This window comes from Campylobacter sputorum (assembly GCF_002220775.1).
GTDB classification, from domain to species: Bacteria; Campylobacterota; Campylobacteria; order Campylobacterales; family Campylobacteraceae; genus Campylobacter_F; species Campylobacter_F bovis.
In genome coordinates this window covers 331977-356932 of the sequence record NZ_CP019685.1, presented here as the reverse complement: position 1 = coordinate 356932, position 24956 = coordinate 331977, and the positions used below count along the sequence as shown (strand labels likewise).

The window sequence follows — 24956 nt, the reverse complement described above, 5'->3', positions numbered from 1 at the left end:
AATTTGAAACTAATATCATGGAATACAAACGGACTTAGAGCAACTATAAAAAACAATGGTTTTGAATGGCTAAAAGAGTATAATCCTGACTTTTTAGCACTTCAAGAAACAAAAGTAAAAGATAGTGATATACCAAAAGAAATTTATAATCTTGGCTTTAACCAAATTGATACAAACGCAGCTAGTAGGGCTGGGTATTCTGGTGTTATGAGTTTATCTAAATTTGAAAATATCTGTTTTAAATCAAATTTCAACAATGATGATGAAGGAAGGGTTTTAGAGCATAACTTTGATGATATTGTGCTTTTTAACATATATTTTCCAAATGGGCAAAAAGATGAAGAGAGATTAAAATATAAACTTGATTTTTATGATAAATTTTTAGATTACGCAAACAATCTTGTAAAAAATGGTAAAAAAGTTATATTTTGCGGGGATGTAAATACAGCTCACAGAGAAATAGACTTAAAAAACCCCAAAGCAAATGCCCAAACAAGCGGCTTTTTAGACATTGAGCGAAAATGGATAGATAAAGTGTTGGAGTGTGGATACATAGATACTTTTAGGCAGATTAATAGAGATGAGATAAAATACTCTTGGTGGAGCTATAGATTTAATGCTAGAAAAAACAACGCTGGATGGCGTATTGATTACTTTTTTATATCACAAAATTTAAAAAACGTACTTAAGGATGCGTTTATACTAAATGATGTTTTTGGTAGCGATCACTGTCCTGTTGGTATAGAAATAGACATTTAATTTATACAGAAATTTTTGCTTTTTGGATTTATTTGTATATTATTGATATCTGTAAAGTTATTATTTTTATATTTTGTAATAGCTGCCCTTGCTATCATTGCGGCATTATCAGAGCAAAATTTAAGCGGAGCTAGATATAAATTTGAGTTATATTTAGAGCAAATTTTTTCTATATTTGAGCGTAAAAGTATATTTGCACTTGCTCCACCAACTACACCAAATTTCTTAAATTTATAAATATTAAAAATTTTTTCAAGTTTATCGCAAATGTGTGTACATGCAGTTTTTTGAAACGATGCAGCTATATTTTCATAATCTTTTAAAGTAGGATTATTTAGGTTTTCAACCGCTAATCTAACTTGATTTTTAAGTCCAGAAAAGCTGTATTGTAACCTTTTATCATGAAGCAAAGGAACTGTAAAATTATAACTTTTATCATCTCCATTTTTTGCTAAATTTTCTATGATAACACCACCTGGATAGCCAAATCCCATCATTTTTGCAACTTTATCAAAACTTTCACCAAAACTATCATCGCCTGTTTTTGCTAAAATATCTATATTTAAATTCTCATCAATGTATAAAATCATCGTATGTCCGCCACTTACCAAAAGAACGCCCATTGGAAATTCTTCTTTTATGTCTAAGAAAAGCGAATAAATATGACCTATGAGATGATTTATAGCAATTAATGGTAAGCTTAGCGATAAAGCAATGCTCTTTGCCATAGCAACGCCACTTGCTAAACTCACGCTAAGTCCAGGTTCATTTGTAACAGCTACGGCTTTTATATCGCTAAAAAATGGAGTTATTTTTTCTAGCATATCAGGAAGTGCTTTTGTATGAAGCCTTGCTGCAAGCTCTGGCACAACACCGCCATATTTTGCGTGTTCAATCTCTTGAGATATTTTAGAATAATACTTTAACTCATAAGTTTGTATATCCATCAAAGCAAGCGAACTATCATCACAACTGCTTTCTATAGCAAGTATAAGCTCATTCATCATTCAAACTCAACTAAAATCATACCAATAAATTTATCTTTAATGCCATTAAGTTCATAAAACTCTACTCTATAAATATTTCCTGCTTTATCTATAGAAAATTTCTTATCTAAATCTTTTTTTCTAATAAAAATACCGCTCTCATCATTTTTACCAGAATTATATCCTATTACATTTACTCTAACACCGTTTATATGTTCTATCTTTATGCTTTTAGCTTTTATTTTTGTGCCAAAATTTACAAATGAGTTAATATTTTCATCCACATTTATATAAATTCCATTTAAAATATCACTATACTCAAAATATTCTGGATTTAGCGTTGTTAAAACTTTGTTTTTGCTATAAATTTTATATGAATAATTTTCTTTTTTTAAATTTAAACTATTTAAATTTGAACTAAAATTAACATCATTTTTTTGCATAGGAACGAAATTTAACTTAGATTTTATATCATCAATAAACGCAAAAAATTTATCATCTAGTCTGAAAATATTATTTTTTTCATCTTTTACAATAGTTATTTCAAAAGCTTTTTCTTTGCTAGGTTTTACATCTTGAAACTCAACTAAAATCATACCTATAAATTTATCTTTGGAATTTTTTCCAAGCTCATAAAACTCGACTCTATAAATTTCACCAACTTTATCTATGGAAAATTTTTTATTCATATCTTTTTTAGTTACAAAAATATCCGCCTCATCAGATTTTTTTGAATCAAGCCCTATTATATTTACTCTAACGCCGTTGATAGGTTCTATCTTTATGCTTTTAGCTTTTATTTTTGTATTTAATGGAACTTCCAAACCAACATTATCAACACTAATATTAACTCTATTTATGAGATTGCTATACTCAAAATACTCTGGTTTTATAGTTGTTAAATGTCTATTGCCATAATAAATTTTATACTCATTTTTATCTGTTTTTACAAATCCAACAAGTTTATCTGAAGATTTTAAAGTAAATTCACTATTTTTTGACATTGGAACGAAATTTATTAAATCTCTTGAATTTTTCAATGTTAAATAAAATCTATCATCAAATAAACTTACACTAATCTCTTTTTGCAATATTTCATTGATATTTTGTGGTGTTAACTCAAAATTTCTTTTAAATTTAATACCCATTATATCCATATATTTTTCTATAGCCAAAAGATGATAAAAAACCCTATATTCAACTTTTAAACTCTTGCTAGCTTCATTTGCATAAGCAGCTTTATCGTTTCTAATGCTAAAATATGTTAAAGATTTTTGCATTTCTTTATCATAATCTTTGGTTTTAGTATTTTTTACATGAAACTTATGCTTATCATCAAGAATGTAAGCATTAATACTTTTTGCAACATTGCTAGCGTTTTCATACAAATTTCCATAAGTAGAACCATTTAAATCATTTTGATCTATGATAGTGCTATTTCCCCATCTTTTAGGATTTTCAAGATAATTTATGTATTCTTGTCTGTAAAATCCACTACCATCATGTAAATTTAACACAAGAGAAACATTATCATCAAGTATTAGATTTTGAATTTTCATTACATTTTTATAATCTGGATCATTTTTATCTATTTTAGCAAATTTGCGATTCATATCGCCACTTAATCCACGCGAGTTTGCCAAAATACTTGATGGGTTTAAATTTGGTACAACCCAAACAGAGCCATTTAAAATTTCATACTCATTTATAATTATATTTGCAGCGTTAAATCCACCTGGCTCATCGCCTTGTATGCCGCCTATTAAAAGCATAGTATTATTGGATTCGAAACTTCCTTTTTTAACTAAATCAAAATCCAAATCTTTAACATATATATCTTTTGAAAAGCAAGAGGTTAAAAATAATAGTAAAAAAAGTGCGGTCTTAAATGCTAATTTATAACTCAAATGCCCTCCATTAAATGTCTAATAAAGGGATGAATTATAACAAATTTAAACTTAATATCATAAAAATAGCATATTTAAATTACATAAAAATTTATATAGATTTTAATAATTTTAGCTATAATTTAAAAATTGTTTATTAAAAGGAGCACTAATGAGATTAATTTTAGCTATATTTTTGCCTTGGTTACAATTTTTTACTATTGGACGCCCATTTGCTGGGATAATATGCTTAATTTTACAAATAACATTAATAGGTTGGTTACCAGCTGCTATATGGTCTGTTTATGCATTAAGCCAATACAAATCAGATAAAAAAATAGAACAGGCACTAAAAAATCGTCAATAACTTTTAAAATTATTTGACAATATAATTTAAAATAAAAATTAATTACCTCTTTAAATTTATACAATATAACTATAGATATATTTTGTAATCGCTTTGTATCTTTTAGCGTGTATTATAGTTCTAAATTTGGAGGAGTATGATAAATTTAGAACATATTATAAAAACCCATTATCCTGAAATTTTTAAAAAATATCCACCTTGTGTTACAAAAATCTTTATTTATATACTCAAAAAACTTTTTAAAGAAAAAGAGATAAATAGTTTTTTAATACACATGAACAAGATGATACCAAAGACTTTGTGAATAATGTATTAAAATATTTTGATTTTTCATATGATTGCAAATTCAAAGAAAACATACCAAAAAAAGGAAAGGTTGTATTTGTAGCAAACCATCCACTTGGTTCTCTTGATGCCTTGTGCTTGATATCTTTAATTTATAGCATTAGACAAGACATTAAAATACTTGCAAATGAACTACTTTATGAGTTAAAACCACTTAGAGAAGTATTATTTTCTGTTGATAATTTAGGGCAAAAAAAGTTCGTCAAATACCGCAAAAAAAGTTATTTCCGCACTTAATAATGAAGAAGCTATTATAATATTTCCAACAGGAAAAGTATCAAGACTAAAAGGATTAACTCCAAAAGATGGGGTTTGGAAAAGTGGATTTTTACATTTTTGCAAAATTACATCTTCGCCAATAGTGCCTATTTTGATAGAAGCCAAAAACTCATCTCTTTTTTACGCCATTTCAACTATAAATAAACCATTATCATCATTAATGTTAGTTAGGGAAATGTTTATAAAAAAAGGTGAATCATTAACTATAAAAGTTGGAGAAACCATACCTTATAAAAATATCACATCTGAGAAGATAAATTTAAAAAATAGTGCAAAGCTAGTTAAAAAACATCTTTACACAATAAGAACAAATAAGCCTAAAATTTTTGAAACACAGCAAAATACAATAGATGAACAAAATGTTATGGATATAAAAAAAGAGTTGCAAAATGCCATAATCTTAGGAAAAACTGGTGATGGAAAATAATATATCTAACCAGTTTGAAAAAAGATAGCATTCTTTTAAAAAACTTGGTAGACTAAGAGAGATAACTTTTAGAAAAGTCGGAGAGGGGACAGGAAAAAGTTATGATATAGATGAATATGATTTGTATTATAAACACATAATATTATGGGACAAAAATGAAAATTTGATAGTTGGGGCTTATAGAATAGGAGAAAGTAATAACCTAAAAAAATTAAAAAAAGTTATTATTGCAAAAGTCTTTTTAAATTTAGCAATGATGCAAAATTTCTTTTTACAGATACAATAGAGCTTGGAAGAAGCTTTGTTAGACCAAAATATTGGGGGACTTATACACTTGATTATTTGTGGTTTGGAATAGGTGCATATATCTCAAAATATAAAAATATAAAATACATGTTTGGTCCTGTTAGTATAAGCAATAACTACTCAAAAGACGCAAAAGATATGCTTGTTTATTTTTATAGTAGATATTTTGGTGCAAGCAAAAATATAGTTATATCAAAAAATAGATATATACTTAGTCAAAACAAAATAAAGCATTTAGATACGATTTTTAATGCAAATGATTATAAAGAGAATTTTAAAATTTTAAAACAAAATTTAGCTACGCTCGGATTTAGTATTCCAACACTTTATAAACAATATAGAGAACTTTGCGAAAATGGTGGAGTTAAATTTTAGATTTTGGCGTTGATCCCGATTTTAATAACTCATTAGATGGTTTTTTGGTAGTTGAAATTTCAAAGATAAAAGATACAAAAAGACAAAAATATAGATAATTTCTTAATATAGCCCTTTGCTTTTACACAAAGAGCTAGAAATATGAAATTTATTTCATTTCGCTTTTTAAAATTTTAGTTGGAACGCTTGTCAAACCTGCATCAAAGTATTTTTTAGAACTAGCTTTTATACTATCAAAAATCTTGCCGTCTACTTTTCCATCTACTTTAGCATCCTGTGCATAGTATTTTCTAGTAATTTCTATCTTTTCTTTATCGCTTTTTCGTTTTGATTTTTGAAGTATAAGAGCAGCTTTTTCTACAGCCAAATCACCATGAACCGAAGTAAAAATCATCTCTACATTATAATTTTTTAGAGTTTCGTCAAGAGCATTTACTTCCATTCTACAATATGGGCACTCAGGATCAGTAAATACAACCATAGTATCTTTATTTTTATCGTTTCCTATTTTTAATATATTCTCGGGTTTTTCTTGTTTATAAACATTAGCTATTGAGCTTTTTAGCATTTCAAAACTATAAAAGTTTTTATAAGACATCTGTTTTTTAATATCCAAAATATCAGGATATATAAAATTACCTTTTGTAAAAACTATATCTTTTTGAGATTGATCATCTTTTGTAAATTTAACAACAACTAAATCAATGCCGCTATCCTCCGGTAAAGCTTTTCTACTTTCAATTTCAACTTTAACACCATCAGCTTTTGCACTATCATAAAGCGATAATATCTCTTCGTTTGTAGCAGCACTAAGTGAGACCACACAAGCAATGATTGACATAAAAATTTTTTTCATTTTTACCCTTTTCAATATAAAATATGGCTTTGATTATAGCTAAAAATTAGTAAATATCACTAAAATATACTTTTAAACAAAACAAAAAATACGCCACTCATTATACAAGAAGCCGGTATAGTTACAATCCAAGCTAAAAATATAGGTTTAACAAGTTTCCAATTTGCTTGTTTGTTTACAAGACCTATACCAAGAACAGCGCCTATTAAAATATGCGTAGATGAAACCGGAATTCCAAGAACAGAAGCCATCATAACAACACTTGCAGCACTTATTTCTGCACTAAATCCAGATGCTGGATGTATTTTCGTTAAATTTGTTCCAACCGTTGCTATAACTTCCCTTCCTATAAACCAAAGTCCAGCTATAAGTGCAATACCAAATGTAACCATTATAGGCATCCCAACACCAACCATTGAGTTTATATTACCACTGCTTAAAGTATCGATTATAGCAGCAAAAGGACCAACAGCGTTTGCTATATCATTTGAACCATGCGAAAAAGCAAAACCAGCAGCTGTAAAAACTTGTAACCAGCTAAAAAGCAAAAATGTAGATTTTGATAAATCCTTGCTTCTTAATGTTTTAGCAAGTATAAAAATAGACATCCAAACAACAGCACTTATCATACATATAGTAAGAAAATTTTCTAACATACTAAGTCCAAGATGAAGATTATTAAGTCCTTTAAATAACATCATAGCACTTATCATAAAAGCACCAATAGCTGCTATGATAGGAACTCCATACTCAAGAGCATTATGAGTTTTAAGATCTTTTTGTTCTTGAGAAATTTTATGAAGTTCTTTATAGTATTCTGATTCTAAATCATTAGCATCATAAGAAATTTCACTCATAATGTCAAAATCACTTAGCATAGTTTGATTTACTTTTATCTTTTCATCTTCATTAAGTGTTTCAAATTTAAGCTTAAAATCTTTTTTAAGCTCTTTTTTTCTAGATTTTAATCTTTCTAATTTTGCCTGTGCTATATCGTTGTAGTTTAAAATATGCTTTTTTATAAGCGAATAAACTATATACGATACCACGCCACCAAGAAGTGGAGAGGTTATCCAAGATAGTGCAATAGAGCCAATTTCAGACCATTTTACTAAAGAAATAGTAGAAATATCTGGATTATCCATAATATAACCAAGACTCAAACTTGATCCAACTATACCGCCTATTATCGCATGAGTTGTAGAAACTGGCATTCCTTTTTTTGTTGCTATAAAAAGCCAAATTCCAGCAGATACAAGCGCACTCATCATTATATATACAAAATCCATAGGAGTGATTAAAAAAGCGTCTAAATTTACAATACCGCTTTTTATAGTCTCAGTAACCTCAGATCCAGCTAACACAGCTCCACTTACTTCAAATATTGCAGCAACACACAAAGCTTGTTTTAAACTAAGCGTTTTTGCTCCAACACTAGTTCCAAATGAATTTGCAACATCATTTCCGCCGATATTAAATGCCATAAACATACCAAAAATAGCAGAAAGTAAAAATACTGCCTTAGAGCCATTTCCTATAAAATCAAATCCCCAATATACGAAATATACACTAAAGCCTATGAGTAATCCGCCAAAAATTAAATCAAGTTTTGAAATTCCTTGACCCATACAAACCTCCAAATTAAAAACTAGTATTATATCGATATTTAATTTTATATAAAATAAATATCAAAAGTGCTCTTTTAAATCCTTTTAAACCATGCATATCGCTCTTCATCTATTTTGCCAAAATAAAGCGGTTTTAGTTTCAAATTTAAAGAGAAATTTATTTCATCAATACAATTCATCGAAAAAAATATCAAAATGTATTCAACAAAATCTGGTAAATTTTTAAGAAAATTTTCTCCGCCTTCTATCATGCAAACATTATAGTTTTTTATGAAATTTATATCTTTTCCTATAATGACTTTTCTATTTTTTACATTAAAAAGTGGGATATTTTCATCAAAATTATCTTGTTTTGAGTATATAAAAACATCAGGTGCTTTACCATCAGTAAGTCTAGCATCAAGAAGAGGTCTATCAATCCTAACTGTATTGCCGCCGATTGCTAAAAGAGAAATTTTATTTCTTAAAGCATGCACCATTTTTCTTGAACTATCTGAAGTGATAACTCCTCCACTTATAACGCCATTTAAAGACGCTGCAAGCTTAAAAAAACTAAAATTTCCATTTTGCCAAGCCAAAAATGGCGCTAAGAGTTCGTCACATCTTTGTTTTAATATCCCTTTTATAACATTTATATTTGCTTTTTTTAAAATCTCTTCACCGCCACTTGCTTCTTTTGTATAATCATTTGATCCAATTACAACTTTTTTAAATTTAAGTTCTTTTAGTAAATTTGCACAAGGAGGGGTTTTTCCGTAATGAGCACAAGGCTCAAGTGTTACATAAGCAATGGCTCCTTCAAGCAAATTGTTATGATTTAAAATGGCGTACTCATAAGCCTTTTTTGCATCAGATGGAAAATTTAAATCTTTATTTAAACACTTAAGGGCAGATATCACAGCATTTAACTCAGCATGTGCAAATCCGGCTTCTTTATGAGCTTGTATGCTTAAAATTTTGCCAAATTTATCACATATAACACAACCAACAGCTGGATTTGGATATGTTAAAATTTGATATTTCCAAGCTTCATTTATAGCTAAATCCATATAAAATTCATCATTCATTTTTTCATCTTTTAAAAATTTAAATTAATTATAGCAATATGATACTAAATTTAATTTTGCTTCATATAAAAATTTAATATATTGTGTTAAAATCCACATTTTATAAAAAGGTTTATTTATGCTTAAAAATGTCATTCCACTGGGTTTTATTGTAGCTTCAAGATTTTTTGCATTGTTTATAATTTTGCCAGTTATTAGTTTATACGCACTTGAGCTTCGTGGTTCAAATGAGTTTTTTGTTGGCCTTTTGGTTGGCATATATGCCATTATGCAGATGATTTTCCAAGTTCCTTTCGGTTTAATAAGCGATAAAATAGGTCGCAAAAAAACCATGGTAATAGGTTTAGTTATTTTTACTATAGGCTCACTTATATGCGCCATGGCAAATGATATCTACACTATGCTTCTAGGAAGGTGCTTACAAGGTATTGCTGCAATTGGAGCTGTTGCAACTGCAATGATTAGCGATTTTACCGCTGAAGAACAAAGAAGCAAAGCTATGGCTATAATGGGCGGCATGATAGGAATTAGTTTTACTATATCAATGCCATTAAGTCCAATTTTAGGGCATAAATTTGGACTTTCAAGTCTTTTTTATATAAGTGTTTTTATAGGTATTTTAAGCATAGTTTTATTATATACAACCGTAGAAAAAGAACCAAAAATACAAAATCAAACAAAACACAAAGTTGATTTAAAAAAGATATTGCTAGATAAAGATTTGACAATTATGAACTTTACAAATTTTATGCAAAAAATGCTTATTAGCATAGCTTTTATATCAATTCCTATAGTATTAGTAAAATCTCTTGGATACGAAGAAGCAAATTTGTGGAAAATTTTCTCAACTGGTGCAATTTTTGGATTTTTTGCTATGGGCTTAGCTGGTTTTTTAGGAGACGCAAAAGGCAAATCAAAACAAATCCTTATAGTAGGAGTTTTGCTTTTTATACTATCTTACACTATATTTGCGATGAGCCAAACAAAAAATTTATTTATTTTTGGTGTTATGATATTTTTTATAGGATTTAATATACACGAGCCAATAATGCAAAGTTGTGCTAGTAAATTTGCCAAAGCAAATGAAAAAGGTGCTGTTTTAGGCGTGTTTAATTCTAGTGGTTTTTTTGGAAGCTTTGTTGGTGGGGTTGTTGGTGGAACATTTTTACAAAACTACTCTTTACACCACCTTGCTATTTGTGTTCTTGTCATATCTATAATTTGGCTTTTTTTACTCTATAATCTCACAAATCCATCAAAATTTAAAAATATTTATTTAGATAATTTAGAAAATATAAATTTATCTAGCGTAGAAAATTTAAATGGGATTATAGAAATTTACAAAAAAAATTTAAATTTTGTCATAAAATACAACCCGTCAATCATAACCGAAAAAGAAATTTATGGAAAAATAAGAGCTTAAAGATTGAAATTTATAACATTTTTTATATTGGCAATTTTTTTATCAAATTTAAAAGCATACACAAATGATGATATAATGAAAGCCATAGCCGATGTATCCTATAAAAACAGAATAGAACCTGAAATTTTATACACCATAGTAAAAATAGAAAGCAATTTTGATCCATTTGTAATATCATTTATCACAACACAAAAAGAAGCTAAATTATTCAAAACATATGAAACTTCTTTAGCTTCAATAAAGATAGGTAAATATAGTTTAAACAGATCAATGTGGATTGTAAATATATTTCCAAAAAGCGAAGATATAGCAAAACTTATAATAAAAAATCTATTAAAACTAGATTATAGTATAGATGTGGGTTTAGGTCAAATAAACTCGGCAAATTTCACTATAAATGAAATAGATAAAATTTTAAATCCCACTTATAATCTTTCAAAATCAGCTAAAGTTTTAAGAGGGTGTTTTAATGGCAAAAAACAAAACATAAAACATACCATAGAATGTTACAATTACGGTATGAGAAAACGAAACTCTTATCCGTATTTTCAAAAATTTATAAAAAACTATAGACAAGATTTTTTAAAAAAGTAGCCTAAATTTTATAAAATTAGAGTAAAATCAGTATTTTTAAATTTTAAAGGAAAAATTTGAAAGAAGCAATTTCAGATAGAAAAACTATAAGAATATTGTCTATTGGTTATATCGCAATAGCTCTAATAGGTGCTTTTTTGCTAACATTAAATTTTGCACACAAGCATCAGTTATCATTTTTAGATGCACTTTTTACAAGCACTTCAGCTATAAGCATGACTGGACTTATAGTTAAAAACACTACAACTGATTTTACTTTTTATGGACAAATGATAATTCTTGCTTTAATTCAAATAGGCGGTTTTGGATACATAGGAATTGGACTTGTTATATTTATAATAGTAAGAAAAAAAATAGGTTTTGAAGGTAAGAATTTATTAAAAGAGTCTTTGATATATCCGAATATGGACGGGGTATTAAGATTTTTAAAAAAGATAGTAATCTTTATAGTTTTGATAGAATTTATTGGTGCTCTTTTGCTATTTTTTAAATTTATACTTATTTATGATTTCAAGCATGCTTTGTGGCACTCTATATTTCATGCAATATCTGCATTTAATAATGCTGGATTTAGCACATTTGAGACAGGGCTTGTTGATTTTAAAACTGATCTTTATGTAAATTTAATCATAACATCTCTTATAATAACAGGTGGAATTGGTTATTTTGTTATATTAGAGCTGTATTTTTTTCAAAAAAAGAGATTGGCAAATCTAAGCTTACATTCAAAACTTGTTCTTAGTGGAACTGCTATACTAATAATATTTGCAACGCTTTTGATATTTATTTTCGAATACCACAATACAAAAAGCATAGGCTCCCTTTCTTTTTTTGATAAAATTTTAACATCTTATTTTACTGCTGTAAATTATAGAACTGCTGGTTTTAACACCCTTGACTTGGGTGTATTAAAAGATGCTAGTTTATTTTTTGGATCTCTTTTTATGATAATAGGTGGTGCTCCTGGTGGAACAGCCGGCGGTATTAAGATAACTACTATCATAGTGCTATTTGTTTATACATATTGGATTATTAAAGGTGGAAGGATAAGAGTTTTTAGTCAAGAAATACCGCAAGAAACTATAAATAAAGCATTTACTATTACTGTTTCTTCGATATTTTATATATTAGTTTGCGTTACACTTTTATCTTTTTTTGAAGATAAAATACAATTTTTGCCACTACTTTTTGAAACCTCATCAGCTTTTGCAACAGTTGGGGTTTCCATAGGGAATGGCGGAACATTATCGCTTAGTGCTCTATTTTCTACAAATAGTAAAATATTAATTATAATACTTATGATGAGTGGTAGAATAGGAATATATGCGTTTTTCTTATTAATTTTTAGACAAGAAAAAGAAAAATTTATAAAATATCCACAAGGAAAGGTGTATTTATGAAAAATTTGTCTTATGGTGTGATAGGGCTTGGGAAATTTGGTTTTGTTGTTGCAAATGAACTTTTATTGCAAGGAAAATCAGTTGTTATAGCTGATAAAGATGAAGAAGTTTTAAAAAAATTACAAGATTTAGCAAGCCATACTTATATACTTGATTCTACAAATATAACTGCTTTAAAAGAAGCTGGTTTTTCTAGTATAAATATGGTTATAGTAAGCATTGGTGCAAATATAGAAAACAGCATACTAACACTAATGGCATTAAAAGATATAGGCGTAAAAAATATAATAGCAAAAGCAAGCACGCCCATACATGGTCAAATTTTATCAAAGCTTGGTGCCACAAAAGTAATATATCCAGAAAAAGAAAGTGCTAAAAGACTTGTAAAAGAATTTTTAATACATCCGGAATTTGAAATATTTGATTTATCTGCAAACACGCTTAGAGTCGTAAAAATTGTAATAACACAAAAACAAAATGCACATACAATAAAATCAATAGCAAAAAATATGAAAATACTTGCATACAAAAAAGAAGGTAAAGAGTGGGAAATTTTTCCTGATGAAAATTTAGATGTTTTTGTAGGAGATAATGTAATTTTATTTGGTGGGATACAAGAATTTACAAAATTTATAGATGAAATTTAGTTTCATCTATAAATCAAAATTTAACTCTTATTTTTCTTTCTCATAGCTATATTTATCATCTCTACAGCTAGTGAAAATGCCATAGAAAAATAAATATAACCTTTTGGTATATGAAAACCAAGACCATCTGCTATCAAAGAAACTCCAACAAGTATCAAAAAAGAAAGTGCTAAGATTTTTATAGTTGGATTATTTGAAACAAATTTACTTATTGCACCACTTGCAATCATCATAACACCAACAGCAACTACAACTGCTGCTATCATAATCTCAATATGATCAGCCATACCAACAGCTGTTATAACACTATCTAGTGAAAAAACTATATCAAGAATAGCAATTTGAATTAGAATGGTTCCAAAAGTTGCCTTGGCAATATCTTTATTTTGTGTATGTTCTTCTCCCATAACACTTGAGTGAATTTCGGTTGTAGATTTAAAAAGCAAGAACAAACCACCTAATATCAAAATAATATCTCGTCCAGAAATTTCTATATTAAAAACACTAAAAAGCGGGGTAGTAAGTTTCATAATCCAAAACAAGCTAAAAAGCAATAAAATTCTACTAATCATAGCAAGTCCAAGCCCTAAAATTCTAGCTTTACTACGCCGAGAAATAGGCAATTTATCGCACAAAATAGCTATGAATATTATATTATCGATTCCTAAGACAATCTCAAGTGAGGTAAGGGTTAAAAAACTTATCCAAGCTTCAGGAGAGATAAAAAGATCTAACATACATTTCCTTTTGTTTTTAGTTTAAATTTGAATTTTACACTATTTTGTTTAATACAATTTAACTTAAAGCTAAAGTTAATTTACATTTAGATAAAATTAAGTTTGGTTCTTTTAATGTAAAAAAGACAATTTGGTAAAAAAGGAAAAAGATGAGCGATATAATCGCATATAAAGTTAATGATGTTATTATAGATACACAAAGTTACAGTGGAAATGGTGGCGAACCTATATATTTTGATAATTCAAAGGAAGCCCTAGAAGTCATAAGACACTCATGTGCACATTTGATGGCTGAGGCTATAACAAAACTATATAAAGATGCCCAATTTTTTGTAGGTCCTGCTATAGAAGATGGATTTTATTATGATTTTAGAGCAACAAAAGAAAATGGTGAAAAACTTGGAGAAAGTGATTTAGCCGACATTGAAAAAAAGATGAAAGAGTTAGCTGAGGCTAAAGTTGAGATTGTTAAAACATTCTCTACTAAAAAAGAAGTAACGCAGAAATTTAAAAACGATGACCTAAAAATGGAAGTGCTTAAACGCATTCCAGATGGCGAAGTTAGCATATATTCGCAAGGAAGTTTTGAAGATATATGTCGTGGCCCACATGTGCCAAATACAAAATATTTAAGATTTTTTAAACTAACAAGAGTAGCTGGTGCTTATCTTGGTGGCGATGAAAATAAAGAGATGCTTACAAGAATTTATGGTGTAGCTTTTGCTGATAAAAATAGCCTGAATCAACACATAAAAATGCTTGAAGAAGCTAAAAAAAGAGATCATAGAAAACTTGGTGTAGAGATGAAACTCTTTACATTTGATGAACAAATTGGAGCAGGTCTACCTATATGGCTACCAAATGGTGCGAGAATGCGAAGCAAACTTGAAAAACAACTTTTTATCGCACATAGAAACAGAGGTTATGAACCCGTTCGGGGTCCTGAAATACTAAAAGCTGACGCTTGGAAAATTTCTGGTCATTACACAAATTACAAAGAAAATATGTATTTTACAAACATAGAAGAGCAAGAATATGGCATAAAACCTATGAATTGCGTTGGCCATATAAAAGTTTATCAAAGTGAAATAAGAAGTTATCGTGATTTACCACTTAAATTTTTTGAATACGGCGTAGTTCATAGACATGAAAAAAGTGGCGTTATGCATGGGCTTTTTAGAGTTAGAGAATTTACTCAAGATGATGCTCATATATTTTGTATGCCATCACAAATCAAAGAAAATGTGCTTGAAATTTTAAGTTTCGTCGATAATATAATGAAAATTTTTGGTTTTGAATACGAAATGGAAATATCAACTAAACCTACAAAAGCTATAGGAGATGATGAGGTTTGGGAAATCGCAACCAAGGCTTTAAAAGATGCACTAGATGAACACAACTTTAAATACGGAATTGATGAGGGTGGTGGTGCATTTTATGGACCAAAAATTGATATAAAAATAACAGACGCATTGAAAAGAAAATGGCAGTGTGGAACCGTGCAAGTTGATTTTAACTTACCACAAAGATTTGAGCTTGCATATATAGATCAAAATAACGAAAAACAACGCCCTGTTATGATTCACAGAGCCATACTTGGTAGTTTTGAGAGATTTATAGGTATTTTGATAGAACATTGTGCTGGCGAACTTCCATTTTTTATGGCACCACAACAAGTTGTTATAATACCGATAAGTGAAAATCACGAAAATTATGCTAAAGAAATTCAAAATAAACTCCAAAATACCGATATAGATAGCGAAATTTACAATAAAAACGAAAGCTTAAACAAACGCATAAGAACAGCAGAAAAAGCTAGAGTTCCTATGATTTTAGTCATTGGAGATAACGAAGTAGAAAACAAAACAGTTGCTCTTAGAGATAGAAGGGCTAGAACTCAGTCTAATATAAGTTTAAATGAGTTTTTAAAATTAACAAAGGAGAAACTTGATGAGGTGCATTTTTGAGTAAAGAAAAAGAAGTTTTGCTCAACGAAGAGATAGAAGCAAGGGAGGTAAGATGTATTGGGGATGATGGCACAGTTTATGGTGTGATATCATCGGATGAAGCATTAAATATAGCTTATAAAATGGGACTTGATTTGGTTTTAATAGCTCCTGATGCAAAACCGCCAGTTTGCAAGGTGATGGACTATAGTAAATTTAGATACCAACAAGAAAAAAAGAAAAAAGAAGCTAAGAAAAAACAGAAAGTTATAGATGTAAAAGAGATAAAACTTTCTTTAAAAATAGCTCAAAATGATATAAATTATAAAGTTAAGCATGCTATAGAATTTCTTGAAGAAGGCAAACACGTAAGATTTAGAGTTTTTCTAAAAGGTAGAGAAATGGCAACACCAGAAGCAGGGGCTGAACTTTTAGAGAAAGTTTGGGCAATGGTTGAAAATATTGCACAAAGAGATAAAGCTCCAATCTTCGAAGGAAGATATGTAAATATGCTTGTATTTCCTAAAAAAGGATAGGCATATGCACAAACTGGAAAATTTATCCAGTTTGTGTGTAAAAATTTATTAACTACATTACAAATTAAGCATTTTATTAGCTTTTTGTATGTATAATTAAATTTCATTTAAATTTTAAATTGGACAGATGGGTGAGTGGCTGAAACCACACCCCTGCTAAGGGTGCAGCTCTTAATCGGGGCTCGAGAGTTCAAATCTCTCTCTGTCCGCCATTGTAAATTATACATTGATAATTAAATTTTTAAAATCCTAGCTTTTAAATCATCTTTTACATTATAGTACATAGCACTAGTTACTATACCATCAACTCCTACTTTTGCATATTCTTTTATATTTTGTAAATTTATACCGCCAGCTGAGATAATTTTAACATTTTTATATTTTTCATCTCTTAATTTTAAGATATTTTGCGTATCATCTAAGCTCATTTTATCAAGTTGTACGCAGTCGCAAATTTTAAGTAAATTTATAGCATCTTCTATACTTAAAGCCTCAACTACTAACTTTTTCTCAATAAATTTAAGTTTTACATCACTTAAAAATTCATAAAATTTGGAGTCATCTTCGTATAAAATTCTATGATTTTCAAAAAACAAAATGCTATCACTTAAGTTTAATCTATGAATCATACCGCCTCCATCAATTAGTGCTTTTATACAAAATTCTTTAGCATTTGGAAAAGTTTTTCTAGTTCCTAAAATTTGACAATAATTATTAACTTTTCTAATTTCATTAAGCATTTTACGACAATATGTTGCAATTGCAATCATGTATTCAAGCAAATTCTGTATTAACTTCCAAATTTTATGTATATTTTCATAACTTCCATTTGCTTTAAAAATAAGGGAATTTGCATTTATCATCTCACCATCTTTTGCTATAAATTCACTCTTACAATTAAATTTAATAGCTATTTGCTTAGCAAATTCACCACCGCTCATTATAGAAGTATCTCTTGTATATATTTCTAATATCGCTTTTATATCCGCAAAATTTTGCAATGATGTAGTTAGATCAACATACGGCAGATCCTCGTTTATATATCTATTGATTATATCCATTATTTTTCCTTAGAAAATGTAGTATCACAAAAAATATCATAGATATCAAAACTAAAATCAAGCTTAATTTCATGGCTAAATCATATTCTCCATCAAATACAGCATTATAAATTGCTAATGATAAAGTATCTGTCTTGCCTATGATATTTCCATCCAATATAAGACTTATTCCAACTTCTCCTAATGCTCTTCCAAGAGCGATTATGAGAGCCGAAAATACACTTTTTTAATACAAGGTAAAACTAAAAAATAAGAGTTTGAAGTCTATTCTTTCCGCTTAAAATAGCTGCATCAATAACATTTGATGGAAACAACTCTATACTAGCTTGCAAAGGCTTGACAAATAAAGGCAAACCAGCTATAAATGCTGCCATTACCAAGCTTTTAAACTCAAATATAAAATATATCAAATTTAATAAATATTTTACCTAAAACTCCATTTTTACCAAATAGTAATAGCAAAAAAATCCTATAGCAACTGGCGGAAATATCAGTGGAAGCGTTATAAGGCTATCTACTAAAAATTTGAATTTTGACTTTGAAGTGGCTAAAAAATAAGCCACAAATACGCCAAAACTCATAAATAAAATAGCACACCAAAAAATAATTTTTGCACTTAAAAAAAATGAACTATAATCCATATTTATTAACTATTGCCTTTGCCTTATCACTATTTAAAAATTCTAAAAATTCATTACAAAGTTTATTTTTATTACAAGGTTGTAAAACAAAAGCTACAATTGAAATCTCTTTATATAAATTTTCATCTATTTTATAAATTCCACCTATTTTATCTTGTATACTCAAAGCTTCACTTAAATTTACAAAACCAGCATCAACCTCTCTGCTAATGACATATGATGCAGTTTGCGGAACTGTGCTTACAAAAAGTAATTTATTGTCTATTTTTAAGTTAGTATTATTTAAAACTTCCGTGGCAGCTATACCATAAATTGATTTTTTGTTATCAGGCGTAGCAATTCTAGTAAATTTTTTATTTTCTAAACTTTGCAAAGTATCTAATTTTTGCCTTTTGCATAAATAATAACTAGCTTTCCAGCACCTATTTTTTGATCTTTTACTTTTTCTAAATCGGTATTGTCTAAATACTTTTTATCTCCAATAATTATAGAAATATCCGTATTTTTAGCTTGTTGGGTAACTTGTTTCATATTGCCTAAACGGCTTATATTTTATCGCTTTTAGAGAAATTTTCTATAATCTCTGATGTCATTTTTATACCCAGCACCTGCTGCAATTCTTAACTCAGATGCACCTAAAAAACTTATACAACATAAAATTAATAACAAATTCTTCAAGCTTTCCTCCTAAATATTTAAATTTTGCTTAAATTTAGATTAAATGCTTTAGTATTTATATTAACATCTTCACCGATCTTAAGCCCTTCATCGCTATCTATAGCAACTTGAGTAATTTGTTGTCCGATAGATAGAGTAACAACAAATATAGCATCAACTTTTTGTATATCTAAAATAGTTCCCATAAATGAAAATTTCTGGCTTCCATTCTGTTTTAATAGAACTTCCTTTGGAGTTCCGTTTTTAATGATATGACCATTACTCATCTCTATTATAAAAGTTGCTAATTTGTAAATTTCACTTGGGCTATGGCTAACTAGCATTGTTGTAGTGCCAAACTCATTGTGGATTTTCAAAATTTCATCTTGAAGCTTAAGACGCAAACTAGGATCTAATGCAGAAAGAGGCTCATCAAGAAGTAAAAGTATAGGCTTTCTCATCATCGCTCTACCAAGTGCAACTCTTTGCTTCTGTCCGCCACTCAACTTAGATGGGTGGCGATCTTTATGTTTTTTTAAATCAAGCATATCAAGAAGCTTATCACACAACTTATAATCTTTCTCAACAAAAAGAAAATTTTTTTCTACACTTAAATTTTCAAACAGAGCATAATCTTGAAAAACAAAGCCTATTTTACGATTTTGAGGTTTTAAAAATGTTTTTCCATCCTGCCAAATTTCTCCATTAATTTTTATAATCCCACTACACTTTTCAAGACCAGCTAAACATCTAAGAAAAGTGGTTTTACCGCTTCCACTAGCCCCACTTATAGCTAAAAATGTCTTATCTTGAATCTGTAAATTTACATCTAAAAATATATCTTGATAGAGAGGTTTTTTTATAGCTATTTCTATCATGATTTTGCCTTTTGGTTAAAAAAATACACACTAAGCAAGACAACAAAAGATATTATTAACATGATAGCACTATAAATATGAGCCGAGCTATAATCCATAATTTCAGAAAATTCATATATCGCTATACTAGCAACTTTTGTCTTTCCTTCCACGCTTCCGCCAACCATTAAAACTATACCAAACTCACCAACAGTGTGAGCAAATGTTATAACAAAAGCAGTTATTAAAGATGGTTTTATATTTGGAAGGGCTATAAAAAAAAGGGTTGTAATCTTACTTTTACCGCTTAGATATGAAGCTTCTATAATATTTTTATTTAAACTCTCAAAACCTGATAACAAAGGTTGGAACATAAATGGGAGTGAGTATATACAACTTGCAAAAACAAGTCCGCTAAAGCTAAAAACAAGTTCTATGCCAAAATTTTCAAATAAAAACCCACCTATAGTTGAATTTTTTGAAAATGTAAAAAGCAAATAAAAACCCATAACAGTTGGAGGTAAAACAAGCGGGAGAGCCGCTATACTTTCTATAAAAGGCTTTAATCTACTTTTACTGCCACTAAGAGCATAAGCAACTGGTAAAACAAGTATAAAAAGCACTAAAGTCGTAATAAACGCTAACTTAAAAGATACAACAAATGGTGTAAAATTTATCAAATTTCACCTCACTTTACACTAAAAACATATCAGTTGATTTTATAAGAAATACTACATTTTCACCAACTTGTAAATTTAGTCTATTTGTTGAATTTGTAGTTATCAATGAAGATATAAATATCCCATTTTTACAACCTACTATTTTTGTTAAAATTTCTCCTTTTTCTATACTAGAAATCTCTACTTCAATTTGATTTAAATAGCTTAAATCATCTCTTTTTGTTTTGCAAATTGCAACTGCTGATGACTTAAAACCAACAACTACTTTATCATTTAAAGATAACAAAATATCCAAAGAAACAAACGCAAGATCACCAACATCACTAGATAAATTTATTAAATTTAAAGAGCCATTAGTCTTTATGCTAACGACTCTTGAATAAATCTTATTCGTATCCATGTTTTGCAAATATGGATTTAGCGACATCGCTTTTTATAAATTTATAAAAATCTTGTGCCAAAGTGTTGTTTTCATATGCCTTTATCAACACCATAGCTTGATCAATAGGAGTATAAAGTGATCTATCAACTTCCATAAAGTTCTCACCCTTTTTATATTCATCTTTTCCAGCAAGTCCAGATTTTGGTATAAATCCTATCTCAGCTGCAGTTAATGCATAAGGTAAAACTCCAGAAATACTATCTGCTTGAACTATTTTATCTTTTATGCTCTCATAAACTCCACTTTTTTTAAAAGCTTCAAGAGACGCTATGCCATATGGTGCTGTTTTTGTATTTGCAACAGCAATTTTATGAATTTTATCATCCTTTAAAAGTTCTAAACCTTTATCCATATCTCTTTTTTCTTTGCTAAACATCATCAAAACACCACGAGTATAAATTTCAGGGGCATTTTTACTAAACCCATTTTTATATAAGTCATCAGCAAAATCCATATTTGCTGCCATAAAAATCGCATAATTCGCTCCTGCTTTAATTTGTGCATTAAGTTTTCCACTGCTTCCAAGCGTAACCTCAACTTTATCATTTGGTCTAGTTTTTAGAAATTCTTTTTTAAGTTCTTCAAAAACATAGCCTATATTTGCAGCAGCAGCCACTCTTATGCTTGCAGCATTTAGCAAACAAGCGCTAACTAAAATTAGCAAAAACAATCTTTTCATTTTTTCTCCTCATAATCCTATCATAACTTCACTTGATTTTATCACACCATAAACCAGTTTTCCTTCTATTAGCTCAAGTTTTTGAGCTGAGTTTTGAGTGATAATAGCTGTTAAAATTTGCCCACCGCCTATATCAAGCTGAATTTCTGAGCTTATGTCATCTTTTATAACATTTATAATCTTTCCTTTGATGATGTTTCTAGCACTTATTGTGATATCTTTGCTATTTGCTATCATAACTGAACTTGATTTTATTATAACTTTGACATCTTTGTTAACCTCAAGCCCAAGATTTTGAGCAGAAGTAGTTGTTATGGTTGAAGAAATCTTTGCTCCGCCATTTAAACAAACTAACACATCTGAGTTTATATTACCATTTTTTATGCTTTCAACTTTACCGCCAAAAACATTTCTAGCACTTATTTGCATTGTTAATCTTTCTAAATTTATTATTTTTCCACTATCAAAATCAACATTTTTAGAAATTTGTTTTAAAAATCTTTTTTGAATATCTACTATATTTTCATATGTTTTTATGAGTGTTTTTCCATATTCACTCAAAAAACTTCCTCCACCATTTTTTCCACCAGATTTACGCTCTATAAGTGGTTTTTCTGATAAGTTATTCATCAAATCAATAGTATCCCAAGCTGCTTTATAACTCATTGGTATATTTTTGGCAGCTTGTAAAATAGATCCGGTTTTATCTATTTCTTTTAAAAGATTTATGCGTTTTTGTAACACAAAATCACTACTTCCAGATTTAATAATAAAATTTGAAACCAATTCCATTTTTTTCCTTTTGGTGGAATTATAATGATTTTTTTCTTAATTATATATTATAGTATATAACGATTTAGATATTTTGTTAAATAAAACTTAAAATTAAAAATTTCCTATTAATATTTATATTTAAGTTTTATTATATTAATATGACGATTTTAAAAAATTTAAAGGAGTAATAATGGAATTTTTACAGCTGCTTTTAGTTTTAATAGCTTTAATAGTTATTATAGTAAAACCAAAGATGGAAAATATAGCATTTGGCATAGTTGCTTTTTCTTGGTTGTTTATGATTTATCTTTATATAGGACATAAATCATCAGCACTACTAACAATAATGAATTTATAAAGGAAAGAGATGAACGAGATAAAGAAAGTAAAATTATTTTATGCTTTGATGTGTTTAGCTGGATTTTTAATTATACTTTTGCCAGTTGGCATAGCAAATTTGTATTTTGGATATGTGTTAAAAGATAGTCCGCGCACATTGTGCTGGGGACAACGAGAAGCGATGATATTTATAGGAGTGCTTGCACTTTTTATAGTAAGATATGGCTTAAAACCAAAATATTTAGCAATGCTTCTTATAGTTACAGCATTTGGACTTTGGCAATCATTTGCACATTTTGGAAACCACGCACACAGAGATCTTGATCAAGGTTTTGGATTAGCTGTATTTGGTATACATACTTATTTTTGGGCTGAAGTTGTATTTTGGGCTGTTATCATAATACTTGGTATTATATTTTTATTTGCACCTAAATTTAGCTATTTTGCAAAAGAAATAGGAGAAGACAAATATAGAAATTTAAGCAAGCTTTCTATGGGTGCATTTATAATATCAGCTTTTATTATAGCATCAAATGTTTTTCAAGCTTTTGTTAGTACTGGCATACCGCCGTATTCTGGTCAAGGAGATCCAGTTAGATTTACTTTAGATAAAAAATATATCATTTGGGATAAAACAGGAAATGATAATAACTTTAAAACAATATCATTTTTAGGCAAAAGAGATGTAAAAGCTCCGGATTATGCTTTTGCTCCGGCTACAAAACTAGGGATTAGCTTCGATAACGATTCATCAAAAGCTCCTTTAAACATAGATGAAGATTTAAAAATATCTTCAAGACAAGATATAAATTTATCAAAACCCATAAATTCTCTTGAGTTTGCAAATAGCGAGTTTATAGCAAGTTCAAAATGGAATGTTTATTTTATGGATACAAATTTTATATTACAAATGAACTAGAGATAGATCCTTATTTTTCCGCAACCATAGATCCTATAATATCGGTTAATGCACTTAGCGAAAATAAATTTATATTAATGGGTTCAAACAAAACTTTTTTAAAATTTGCTAAAAATGACAATGCAGATGAAGTAGCTGGTTATGCCGATTTCATAAAAGGTAGAGATAAATTTGAAACAAATAAAAAAGATCTTGGCAGAGGTAGAATTAGCACAGTAAGGGCAAAACTAAATCATATTGCTAGTATGACAAATGATGGAAAATATATTTATATAGCAACAGTTCCAAATAATAAAGATAAAAAAACTTTTGTTATATCTAAAATTTTGATAGATAATATGACTTTATCAGCAGAATTCACACCAGATGTAAATTTAAAAGACAATGCGAGTTTAGGAGATCTTTATATAACTTCTATGATATATGATAATGATAAAATTTATGCACTTAGTAAAAATCATAATGTGATAATATCAATTGATCCAAAAAGCGAAAAGATAGAAAAAACTTTGTCTTATCCAAGCGAAATTACAAATGCAAGAAGCATAGTATTAAAAGATGGTAAATTTAATATATTATCTTACCAAGATGGTAAAAACATACTATTTACACTAGAGTAATCTAAGCCTTTAATAGGCTTAGATTGTGTGTTTAATTACTTAAAAATTCTTCTATATCTTTATAAATTTTAGAGGCTGCACTAACTGCTGTTTCGTTATAAACTTTATCAAAATTTTTATCTATTTTAGAAGGCGATAAATTATTTAAGATACTAAATTTAGCAATCCTAGCATAACTTGCGACATCTAAAACCTCTCCACTTGAACCTATACAAACAAAAAGTTTCATCTCATTAAGTCTTTGAAACAAAATTTCATAAAAAGGTGCCATTTCTCCAAACATTACTACATGATGACGCAAAAATTCGCTCCCACATTTTGGACATTTTTTGCCATTCATTCCATCATACCCTATATCAAATATTTCGCCACACCTTTCACACCTAAGTTTTGTTAACTCGCCGTGTAAATGAATCACATCCTCACACCCTGCTCTTTCTAATAAATCATCAACATTTTGCGTTAAAACAGAAATTTTATCTTTAAATTTTGATTTTAATCTAGCTATATTAAAATGTGCTTCATTTGGCTTTACATCTTTAAGTTGGACTCTTCTTTTATCATAAAAATCAAGTACTTTTTTTCTATCCTTTGCAAACCCACTGACAGAACAAACTTCCATAACATCATATTCTTCCCAAAGACCGCCATTATCACGAAAAGTTTTTAATCCACTATCTGCACTAAGTCCAGCACCACTTAGTATCAAAACTTCATTCATAC

The 24956-nt window shown here is 28.8% G+C and carries 31 protein-coding genes, 1 tRNA gene and 2 pseudogenes; 16 read left to right on the top strand and 18 right to left on the bottom strand.

What is annotated here, in order from left to right:
* The first annotated feature begins 3 nt into the window (after positions 1-3).
* Positions 4-759, top strand: coding sequence for an exodeoxyribonuclease III (locus tag CSPB_RS01865; RefSeq protein ID WP_089192931.1), 756 nt, complete (start codon positions 4-6; stop codon positions 757-759).
* Here the strand turns inward: CSPB_RS01865 and tsaD are convergent.
* The 3 genes and pseudogenes from tsaD to CSPB_RS01855 form a co-directional block, all read right to left on the bottom strand.
* Entirely contained in the window at positions 756-1763 is a 1008-nt protein-coding gene (gene tsaD, locus CSPB_RS01860; protein WP_089193901.1) for a tRNA (adenosine(37)-N6)-threonylcarbamoyltransferase complex transferase subunit TsaD, read from the bottom strand. The genes CSPB_RS01865 and tsaD overlap by 4 nt on opposite strands.
* The gene (locus tag CSPB_RS08970) at positions 1763-2188 is read right to left on the bottom strand and encodes a M99 family metallo-carboxypeptidase C-terminal domain-containing protein (protein WP_319803231.1); all 426 of its coding nucleotides are present in this window, start codon (positions 2186-2188) and stop codon (positions 1763-1765) included. Before CSPB_RS08970 ends, tsaD begins: the two co-directional genes overlap by 1 nt.
* A 132-nt stretch (positions 2189-2320) precedes the next feature.
* Positions 2321-3652, bottom strand: a pseudogene (locus CSPB_RS01855) (M99 family carboxypeptidase catalytic domain-containing protein); the annotation flags it as partial.
* A 151-nt stretch (positions 3653-3803) separates the two neighbouring features.
* Here CSPB_RS01855 and CSPB_RS01850 point away from each other — a divergent pair.
* From CSPB_RS01850 to CSPB_RS08740, 6 genes are all read left to right on the top strand, one after another.
* Complete coding sequence (locus CSPB_RS01850; protein ID WP_033916587.1) at positions 3804-3998, top strand: YqaE/Pmp3 family membrane protein; 195 nt, start codon at positions 3804-3806, stop codon at positions 3996-3998.
* A 136-nt stretch (positions 3999-4134) separates the two neighbouring features.
* Positions 4135-4302, top strand: coding sequence for a hypothetical protein (locus CSPB_RS08765; protein WP_227484204.1), 168 nt, complete (start codon positions 4135-4137; stop codon positions 4300-4302).
* Complete coding sequence (locus CSPB_RS08760; RefSeq protein ID WP_235606488.1) at positions 4299-4580, top strand: 1-acyl-sn-glycerol-3-phosphate acyltransferase; 282 nt, start codon at positions 4299-4301, stop codon at positions 4578-4580. Before CSPB_RS08765 ends, CSPB_RS08760 begins: the two co-directional genes overlap by 4 nt.
* A complete protein-coding gene (locus tag CSPB_RS08755; protein WP_319803230.1) occupies positions 4567-5049 on the top strand; it encodes a lysophospholipid acyltransferase family protein in 483 nt (160 codons plus the stop codon). Before CSPB_RS08760 ends, CSPB_RS08755 begins: the two co-directional genes overlap by 14 nt.
* Before the next feature lie 61 nt (positions 5050-5110).
* A complete protein-coding gene (locus CSPB_RS09015; protein WP_404813428.1) occupies positions 5111-5335 on the top strand; it encodes a GNAT family N-acetyltransferase in 225 nt (74 codons plus the stop codon).
* A 56-nt stretch (positions 5336-5391) separates the two neighbouring features.
* Positions 5392-5730: a hypothetical protein gene (locus CSPB_RS08740; RefSeq protein WP_228841941.1), complete on the top strand. Its 339-nt coding sequence runs from the start codon at positions 5392-5394 to the stop codon at positions 5728-5730.
* A 148-nt stretch (positions 5731-5878) separates the two neighbouring features.
* Here CSPB_RS08740 and CSPB_RS01840 read toward each other — a convergent pair whose 3' ends face one another.
* From CSPB_RS01840 to ribD, 3 genes are all read right to left on the bottom strand, one after another.
* Positions 5879-6586, bottom strand: coding sequence for a thioredoxin domain-containing protein (locus CSPB_RS01840; protein WP_089192930.1), 708 nt, complete (start codon positions 6584-6586; stop codon positions 5879-5881).
* Between the two features lie 59 nt (positions 6587-6645).
* Positions 6646-8214, bottom strand: coding sequence for an inorganic phosphate transporter (locus CSPB_RS01835; protein ID WP_089192929.1), 1569 nt, complete (start codon positions 8212-8214; stop codon positions 6646-6648).
* A gap of 74 nt (positions 8215-8288) precedes the next feature.
* Positions 8289-9281 (bottom strand): bifunctional diaminohydroxyphosphoribosylaminopyrimidine deaminase/5-amino-6-(5-phosphoribosylamino)uracil reductase RibD, encoded by a 993-nt coding sequence (ribD, locus tag CSPB_RS01830; protein WP_089192928.1) that lies wholly within the window; start codon positions 9279-9281, stop codon positions 8289-8291.
* A 118-nt stretch (positions 9282-9399) separates the two neighbouring features.
* Between ribD and CSPB_RS01825 the strand changes: the two genes are divergently transcribed.
* From CSPB_RS01825 to CSPB_RS01810, 4 genes are read left to right on the top strand one after another with little or no spacing between them, the layout of a single operon-like run.
* The gene (locus tag CSPB_RS01825) at positions 9400-10704 is read left to right on the top strand and encodes an MFS transporter (protein ID WP_089192927.1); all 1305 of its coding nucleotides are present in this window, start codon (positions 9400-9402) and stop codon (positions 10702-10704) included.
* A gap of 3 nt (positions 10705-10707) precedes the next feature.
* Positions 10708-11298, top strand: a complete 591-nt coding sequence (locus CSPB_RS01820) for a transglycosylase SLT domain-containing protein (protein WP_227484203.1) — start codon at positions 10708-10710, stop codon at positions 11296-11298.
* A 56-nt stretch (positions 11299-11354) separates the two neighbouring features.
* A complete protein-coding gene (locus CSPB_RS01815; protein ID WP_089192926.1) occupies positions 11355-12698 on the top strand; it encodes a TrkH family potassium uptake protein in 1344 nt (447 codons plus the stop codon).
* Positions 12695-13345 (top strand): potassium channel family protein, encoded by a 651-nt coding sequence (locus CSPB_RS01810; RefSeq protein ID WP_033916594.1) that lies wholly within the window; start codon positions 12695-12697, stop codon positions 13343-13345. The genes CSPB_RS01815 and CSPB_RS01810 overlap by 4 nt, the downstream gene beginning before the upstream one ends.
* 20 nt (positions 13346-13365) lie before the next feature.
* Here CSPB_RS01810 and CSPB_RS01805 read toward each other — a convergent pair whose 3' ends face one another.
* Positions 13366-14082, bottom strand: coding sequence for a TerC family protein (locus CSPB_RS01805; protein WP_089192925.1), 717 nt, complete (start codon positions 14080-14082; stop codon positions 13366-13368).
* Between the two features lie 149 nt (positions 14083-14231).
* Between CSPB_RS01805 and thrS the strand changes: the two genes are divergently transcribed.
* From thrS to CSPB_RS01790, 3 genes are all read left to right on the top strand, one after another.
* Positions 14232-16049, top strand: coding sequence for a threonine--tRNA ligase (thrS, locus tag CSPB_RS01800; RefSeq protein WP_089192924.1), 1818 nt, complete (start codon positions 14232-14234; stop codon positions 16047-16049).
* Positions 16046-16564, top strand: a complete 519-nt coding sequence (gene infC, locus CSPB_RS01795) for a translation initiation factor IF-3 (protein ID WP_089192923.1) — start codon at positions 16046-16048, stop codon at positions 16562-16564. The genes thrS and infC overlap by 4 nt, the downstream gene beginning before the upstream one ends.
* 121 nt (positions 16565-16685) lie before the next feature.
* Positions 16686-16776 (top strand) — tRNA-Ser (locus CSPB_RS01790).
* 21 nt (positions 16777-16797) lie between these two features.
* Here CSPB_RS01790 and modD read toward each other — a convergent pair.
* The 10 genes from modD to CSPB_RS01745 all read right to left on the bottom strand — a co-directional run bounded on the left by modD (position 16798) and on the right by CSPB_RS01745 (position 22373).
* Positions 16798-17625, bottom strand: coding sequence for a ModD protein (gene modD / locus CSPB_RS01785; protein WP_089192922.1), 828 nt, complete (start codon positions 17623-17625; stop codon positions 16798-16800).
* Positions 17609-17782, bottom strand: a complete 174-nt coding sequence (locus tag CSPB_RS08735) for a hypothetical protein (RefSeq protein ID WP_227484202.1) — start codon at positions 17780-17782, stop codon at positions 17609-17611. Before CSPB_RS08735 ends, modD begins: the two co-directional genes overlap by 17 nt.
* An 85-nt stretch (positions 17783-17867) precedes the next feature.
* The gene (locus CSPB_RS08900) at positions 17868-17999 is read right to left on the bottom strand and encodes a hypothetical protein (protein ID WP_256363467.1); all 132 of its coding nucleotides are present in this window, start codon (positions 17997-17999) and stop codon (positions 17868-17870) included.
* A 256-nt stretch (positions 18000-18255) separates the two neighbouring features.
* Positions 18256-18639 (bottom strand): molybdate ABC transporter substrate-binding protein, encoded by a 384-nt coding sequence (modA, locus tag CSPB_RS01770; RefSeq protein ID WP_089192919.1) that lies wholly within the window; start codon positions 18637-18639, stop codon positions 18256-18258.
* A 5-nt stretch (positions 18640-18644) separates the two neighbouring features.
* On the bottom strand, positions 18645-18797 hold the full coding sequence (locus CSPB_RS08575) for a hypothetical protein (protein WP_161492175.1): 153 nt from the start codon (positions 18795-18797) through the stop codon (positions 18645-18647).
* 164 nt (positions 18798-18961) lie between these two features.
* The gene (locus tag CSPB_RS01765; protein ID WP_089192918.1) at positions 18962-19801 is read right to left on the bottom strand and encodes an ABC transporter ATP-binding protein; all 840 of its coding nucleotides are present in this window, start codon (positions 19799-19801) and stop codon (positions 18962-18964) included.
* Positions 19798-20457 (bottom strand): molybdate ABC transporter permease subunit, encoded by a 660-nt coding sequence (gene modB / locus CSPB_RS01760; RefSeq protein ID WP_089193899.1) that lies wholly within the window; start codon positions 20455-20457, stop codon positions 19798-19800. Before modB ends, CSPB_RS01765 begins: the two co-directional genes overlap by 4 nt.
* 16 nt (positions 20458-20473) lie before the next feature.
* A complete protein-coding gene (locus tag CSPB_RS01755) occupies positions 20474-20860 on the bottom strand; it encodes a TOBE domain-containing protein (protein ID WP_161492174.1) in 387 nt (128 codons plus the stop codon).
* Positions 20847-21581 (bottom strand): molybdate ABC transporter substrate-binding protein, encoded by a 735-nt coding sequence (gene modA, locus CSPB_RS01750; RefSeq protein ID WP_089192916.1) that lies wholly within the window; start codon positions 21579-21581, stop codon positions 20847-20849. Before modA (CSPB_RS01750) ends, CSPB_RS01755 begins: the two co-directional genes overlap by 14 nt.
* Before the next feature lie 9 nt (positions 21582-21590).
* On the bottom strand, positions 21591-22373 hold the full coding sequence (locus CSPB_RS01745) for a TOBE domain-containing protein (RefSeq protein ID WP_089192915.1): 783 nt from the start codon (positions 22371-22373) through the stop codon (positions 21591-21593).
* 172 nt (positions 22374-22545) lie between these two features.
* Between CSPB_RS01745 and CSPB_RS01740 the strand changes: the two genes are divergently transcribed.
* Together CSPB_RS01740 and dsbI are read left to right on the top strand one after the other, a co-directional pair.
* The gene (locus CSPB_RS01740) at positions 22546-22713 is read left to right on the top strand and encodes a hypothetical protein (RefSeq protein ID WP_033916012.1); all 168 of its coding nucleotides are present in this window, start codon (positions 22546-22548) and stop codon (positions 22711-22713) included.
* A gap of 9 nt (positions 22714-22722) precedes the next feature.
* Positions 22723-24233: pseudogene (gene dsbI, locus CSPB_RS01735) on the top strand (disulfide bond formation protein DsbI).
* Between the two features lie 31 nt (positions 24234-24264).
* Here the strand turns inward: dsbI and CSPB_RS01730 are convergent.
* Positions 24265-24954 carry an SIR2 family NAD-dependent protein deacylase gene (locus CSPB_RS01730; protein ID WP_089192914.1) on the bottom strand — a complete coding sequence of 230 codons (690 nt, stop codon included), beginning with the start codon at positions 24952-24954 and terminating at the stop codon, positions 24265-24267.
* Positions 24955-24956 lie beyond the last annotated feature (2 nt).

Bases quoted from the DNA above. Each gene is read 5' to 3' on its own strand.
- CSPB_RS01730 (WP_089192914.1), bottom strand. From the start codon at position 24,954: ATGAATGAAGTTTTGATACTAAGTGGTGCTGGACTTAGTGCAGATAGT.
- CSPB_RS01745 (WP_089192915.1), bottom strand. From the start codon at position 22,373: ATGGAATTGGTTTCAAATTTTATTATTAAATCTGGAAGTAGTGATTTT.
- CSPB_RS01850 (WP_033916587.1), top strand. From the start codon at position 3,804: ATGAGATTAATTTTAGCTATATTTTTGCCTTGGTTACAATTTTTTACT.
- CSPB_RS01740 (WP_033916012.1), top strand. From the start codon at position 22,546: ATGGAATTTTTACAGCTGCTTTTAGTTTTAATAGCTTTAATAGTTATT.
- CSPB_RS08765 (WP_227484204.1), top strand. From the start codon at position 4,135: ATGATAAATTTAGAACATATTATAAAAACCCATTATCCTGAAATTTTT.
- CSPB_RS01755 (WP_161492174.1), bottom strand. From the start codon at position 20,860: ATGGATACGAATAAGATTTATTCAAGAGTCGTTAGCATAAAGACTAAT.
- thrS (WP_089192924.1), top strand. From the start codon at position 14,232: ATGAGCGATATAATCGCATATAAAGTTAATGATGTTATTATAGATACA.
- modA (WP_089192916.1), bottom strand. From the start codon at position 21,581: ATGAAAAGATTGTTTTTGCTAATTTTAGTTAGCGCTTGTTTGCTAAAT.
- CSPB_RS01825 (WP_089192927.1), top strand. From the start codon at position 9,400: ATGCTTAAAAATGTCATTCCACTGGGTTTTATTGTAGCTTCAAGATTT.
- ribD (WP_089192928.1), bottom strand. From the start codon at position 9,281: ATGAATGATGAATTTTATATGGATTTAGCTATAAATGAAGCTTGGAAA.
- modD (WP_089192922.1), bottom strand. From the start codon at position 17,625: ATGGATATAATCAATAGATATATAAACGAGGATCTGCCGTATGTTGAT.
- CSPB_RS01765 (WP_089192918.1), bottom strand. From the start codon at position 19,801: ATGATAGAAATAGCTATAAAAAAACCTCTCTATCAAGATATATTTTTA.
- CSPB_RS01810 (WP_033916594.1), top strand. From the start codon at position 12,695: ATGAAAAATTTGTCTTATGGTGTGATAGGGCTTGGGAAATTTGGTTTT.
- CSPB_RS08970 (WP_319803231.1), bottom strand. From the start codon at position 2,188: ATGCAAAAAAATGATGTTAATTTTAGTTCAAATTTAAATAGTTTAAAT.
- tsaD (WP_089193901.1), bottom strand. From the start codon at position 1,763: ATGAATGAGCTTATACTTGCTATAGAAAGCAGTTGTGATGATAGTTCG.
- CSPB_RS08900 (WP_256363467.1), bottom strand. From the start codon at position 17,999: ATGGCAGCATTTATAGCTGGTTTGCCTTTATTTGTCAAGCCTTTGCAA.
- CSPB_RS08575 (WP_161492175.1), bottom strand. From the start codon at position 18,797: ATGAAACAAGTTACCCAACAAGCTAAAAATACGGATATTTCTATAATT.
- CSPB_RS01840 (WP_089192930.1), bottom strand. From the start codon at position 6,586: ATGAAAAAAATTTTTATGTCAATCATTGCTTGTGTGGTCTCACTTAGT.
- CSPB_RS01805 (WP_089192925.1), bottom strand. From the start codon at position 14,082: ATGTTAGATCTTTTTATCTCTCCTGAAGCTTGGATAAGTTTTTTAACC.
- CSPB_RS01835 (WP_089192929.1), bottom strand. From the start codon at position 8,214: ATGGGTCAAGGAATTTCAAAACTTGATTTAATTTTTGGCGGATTACTC.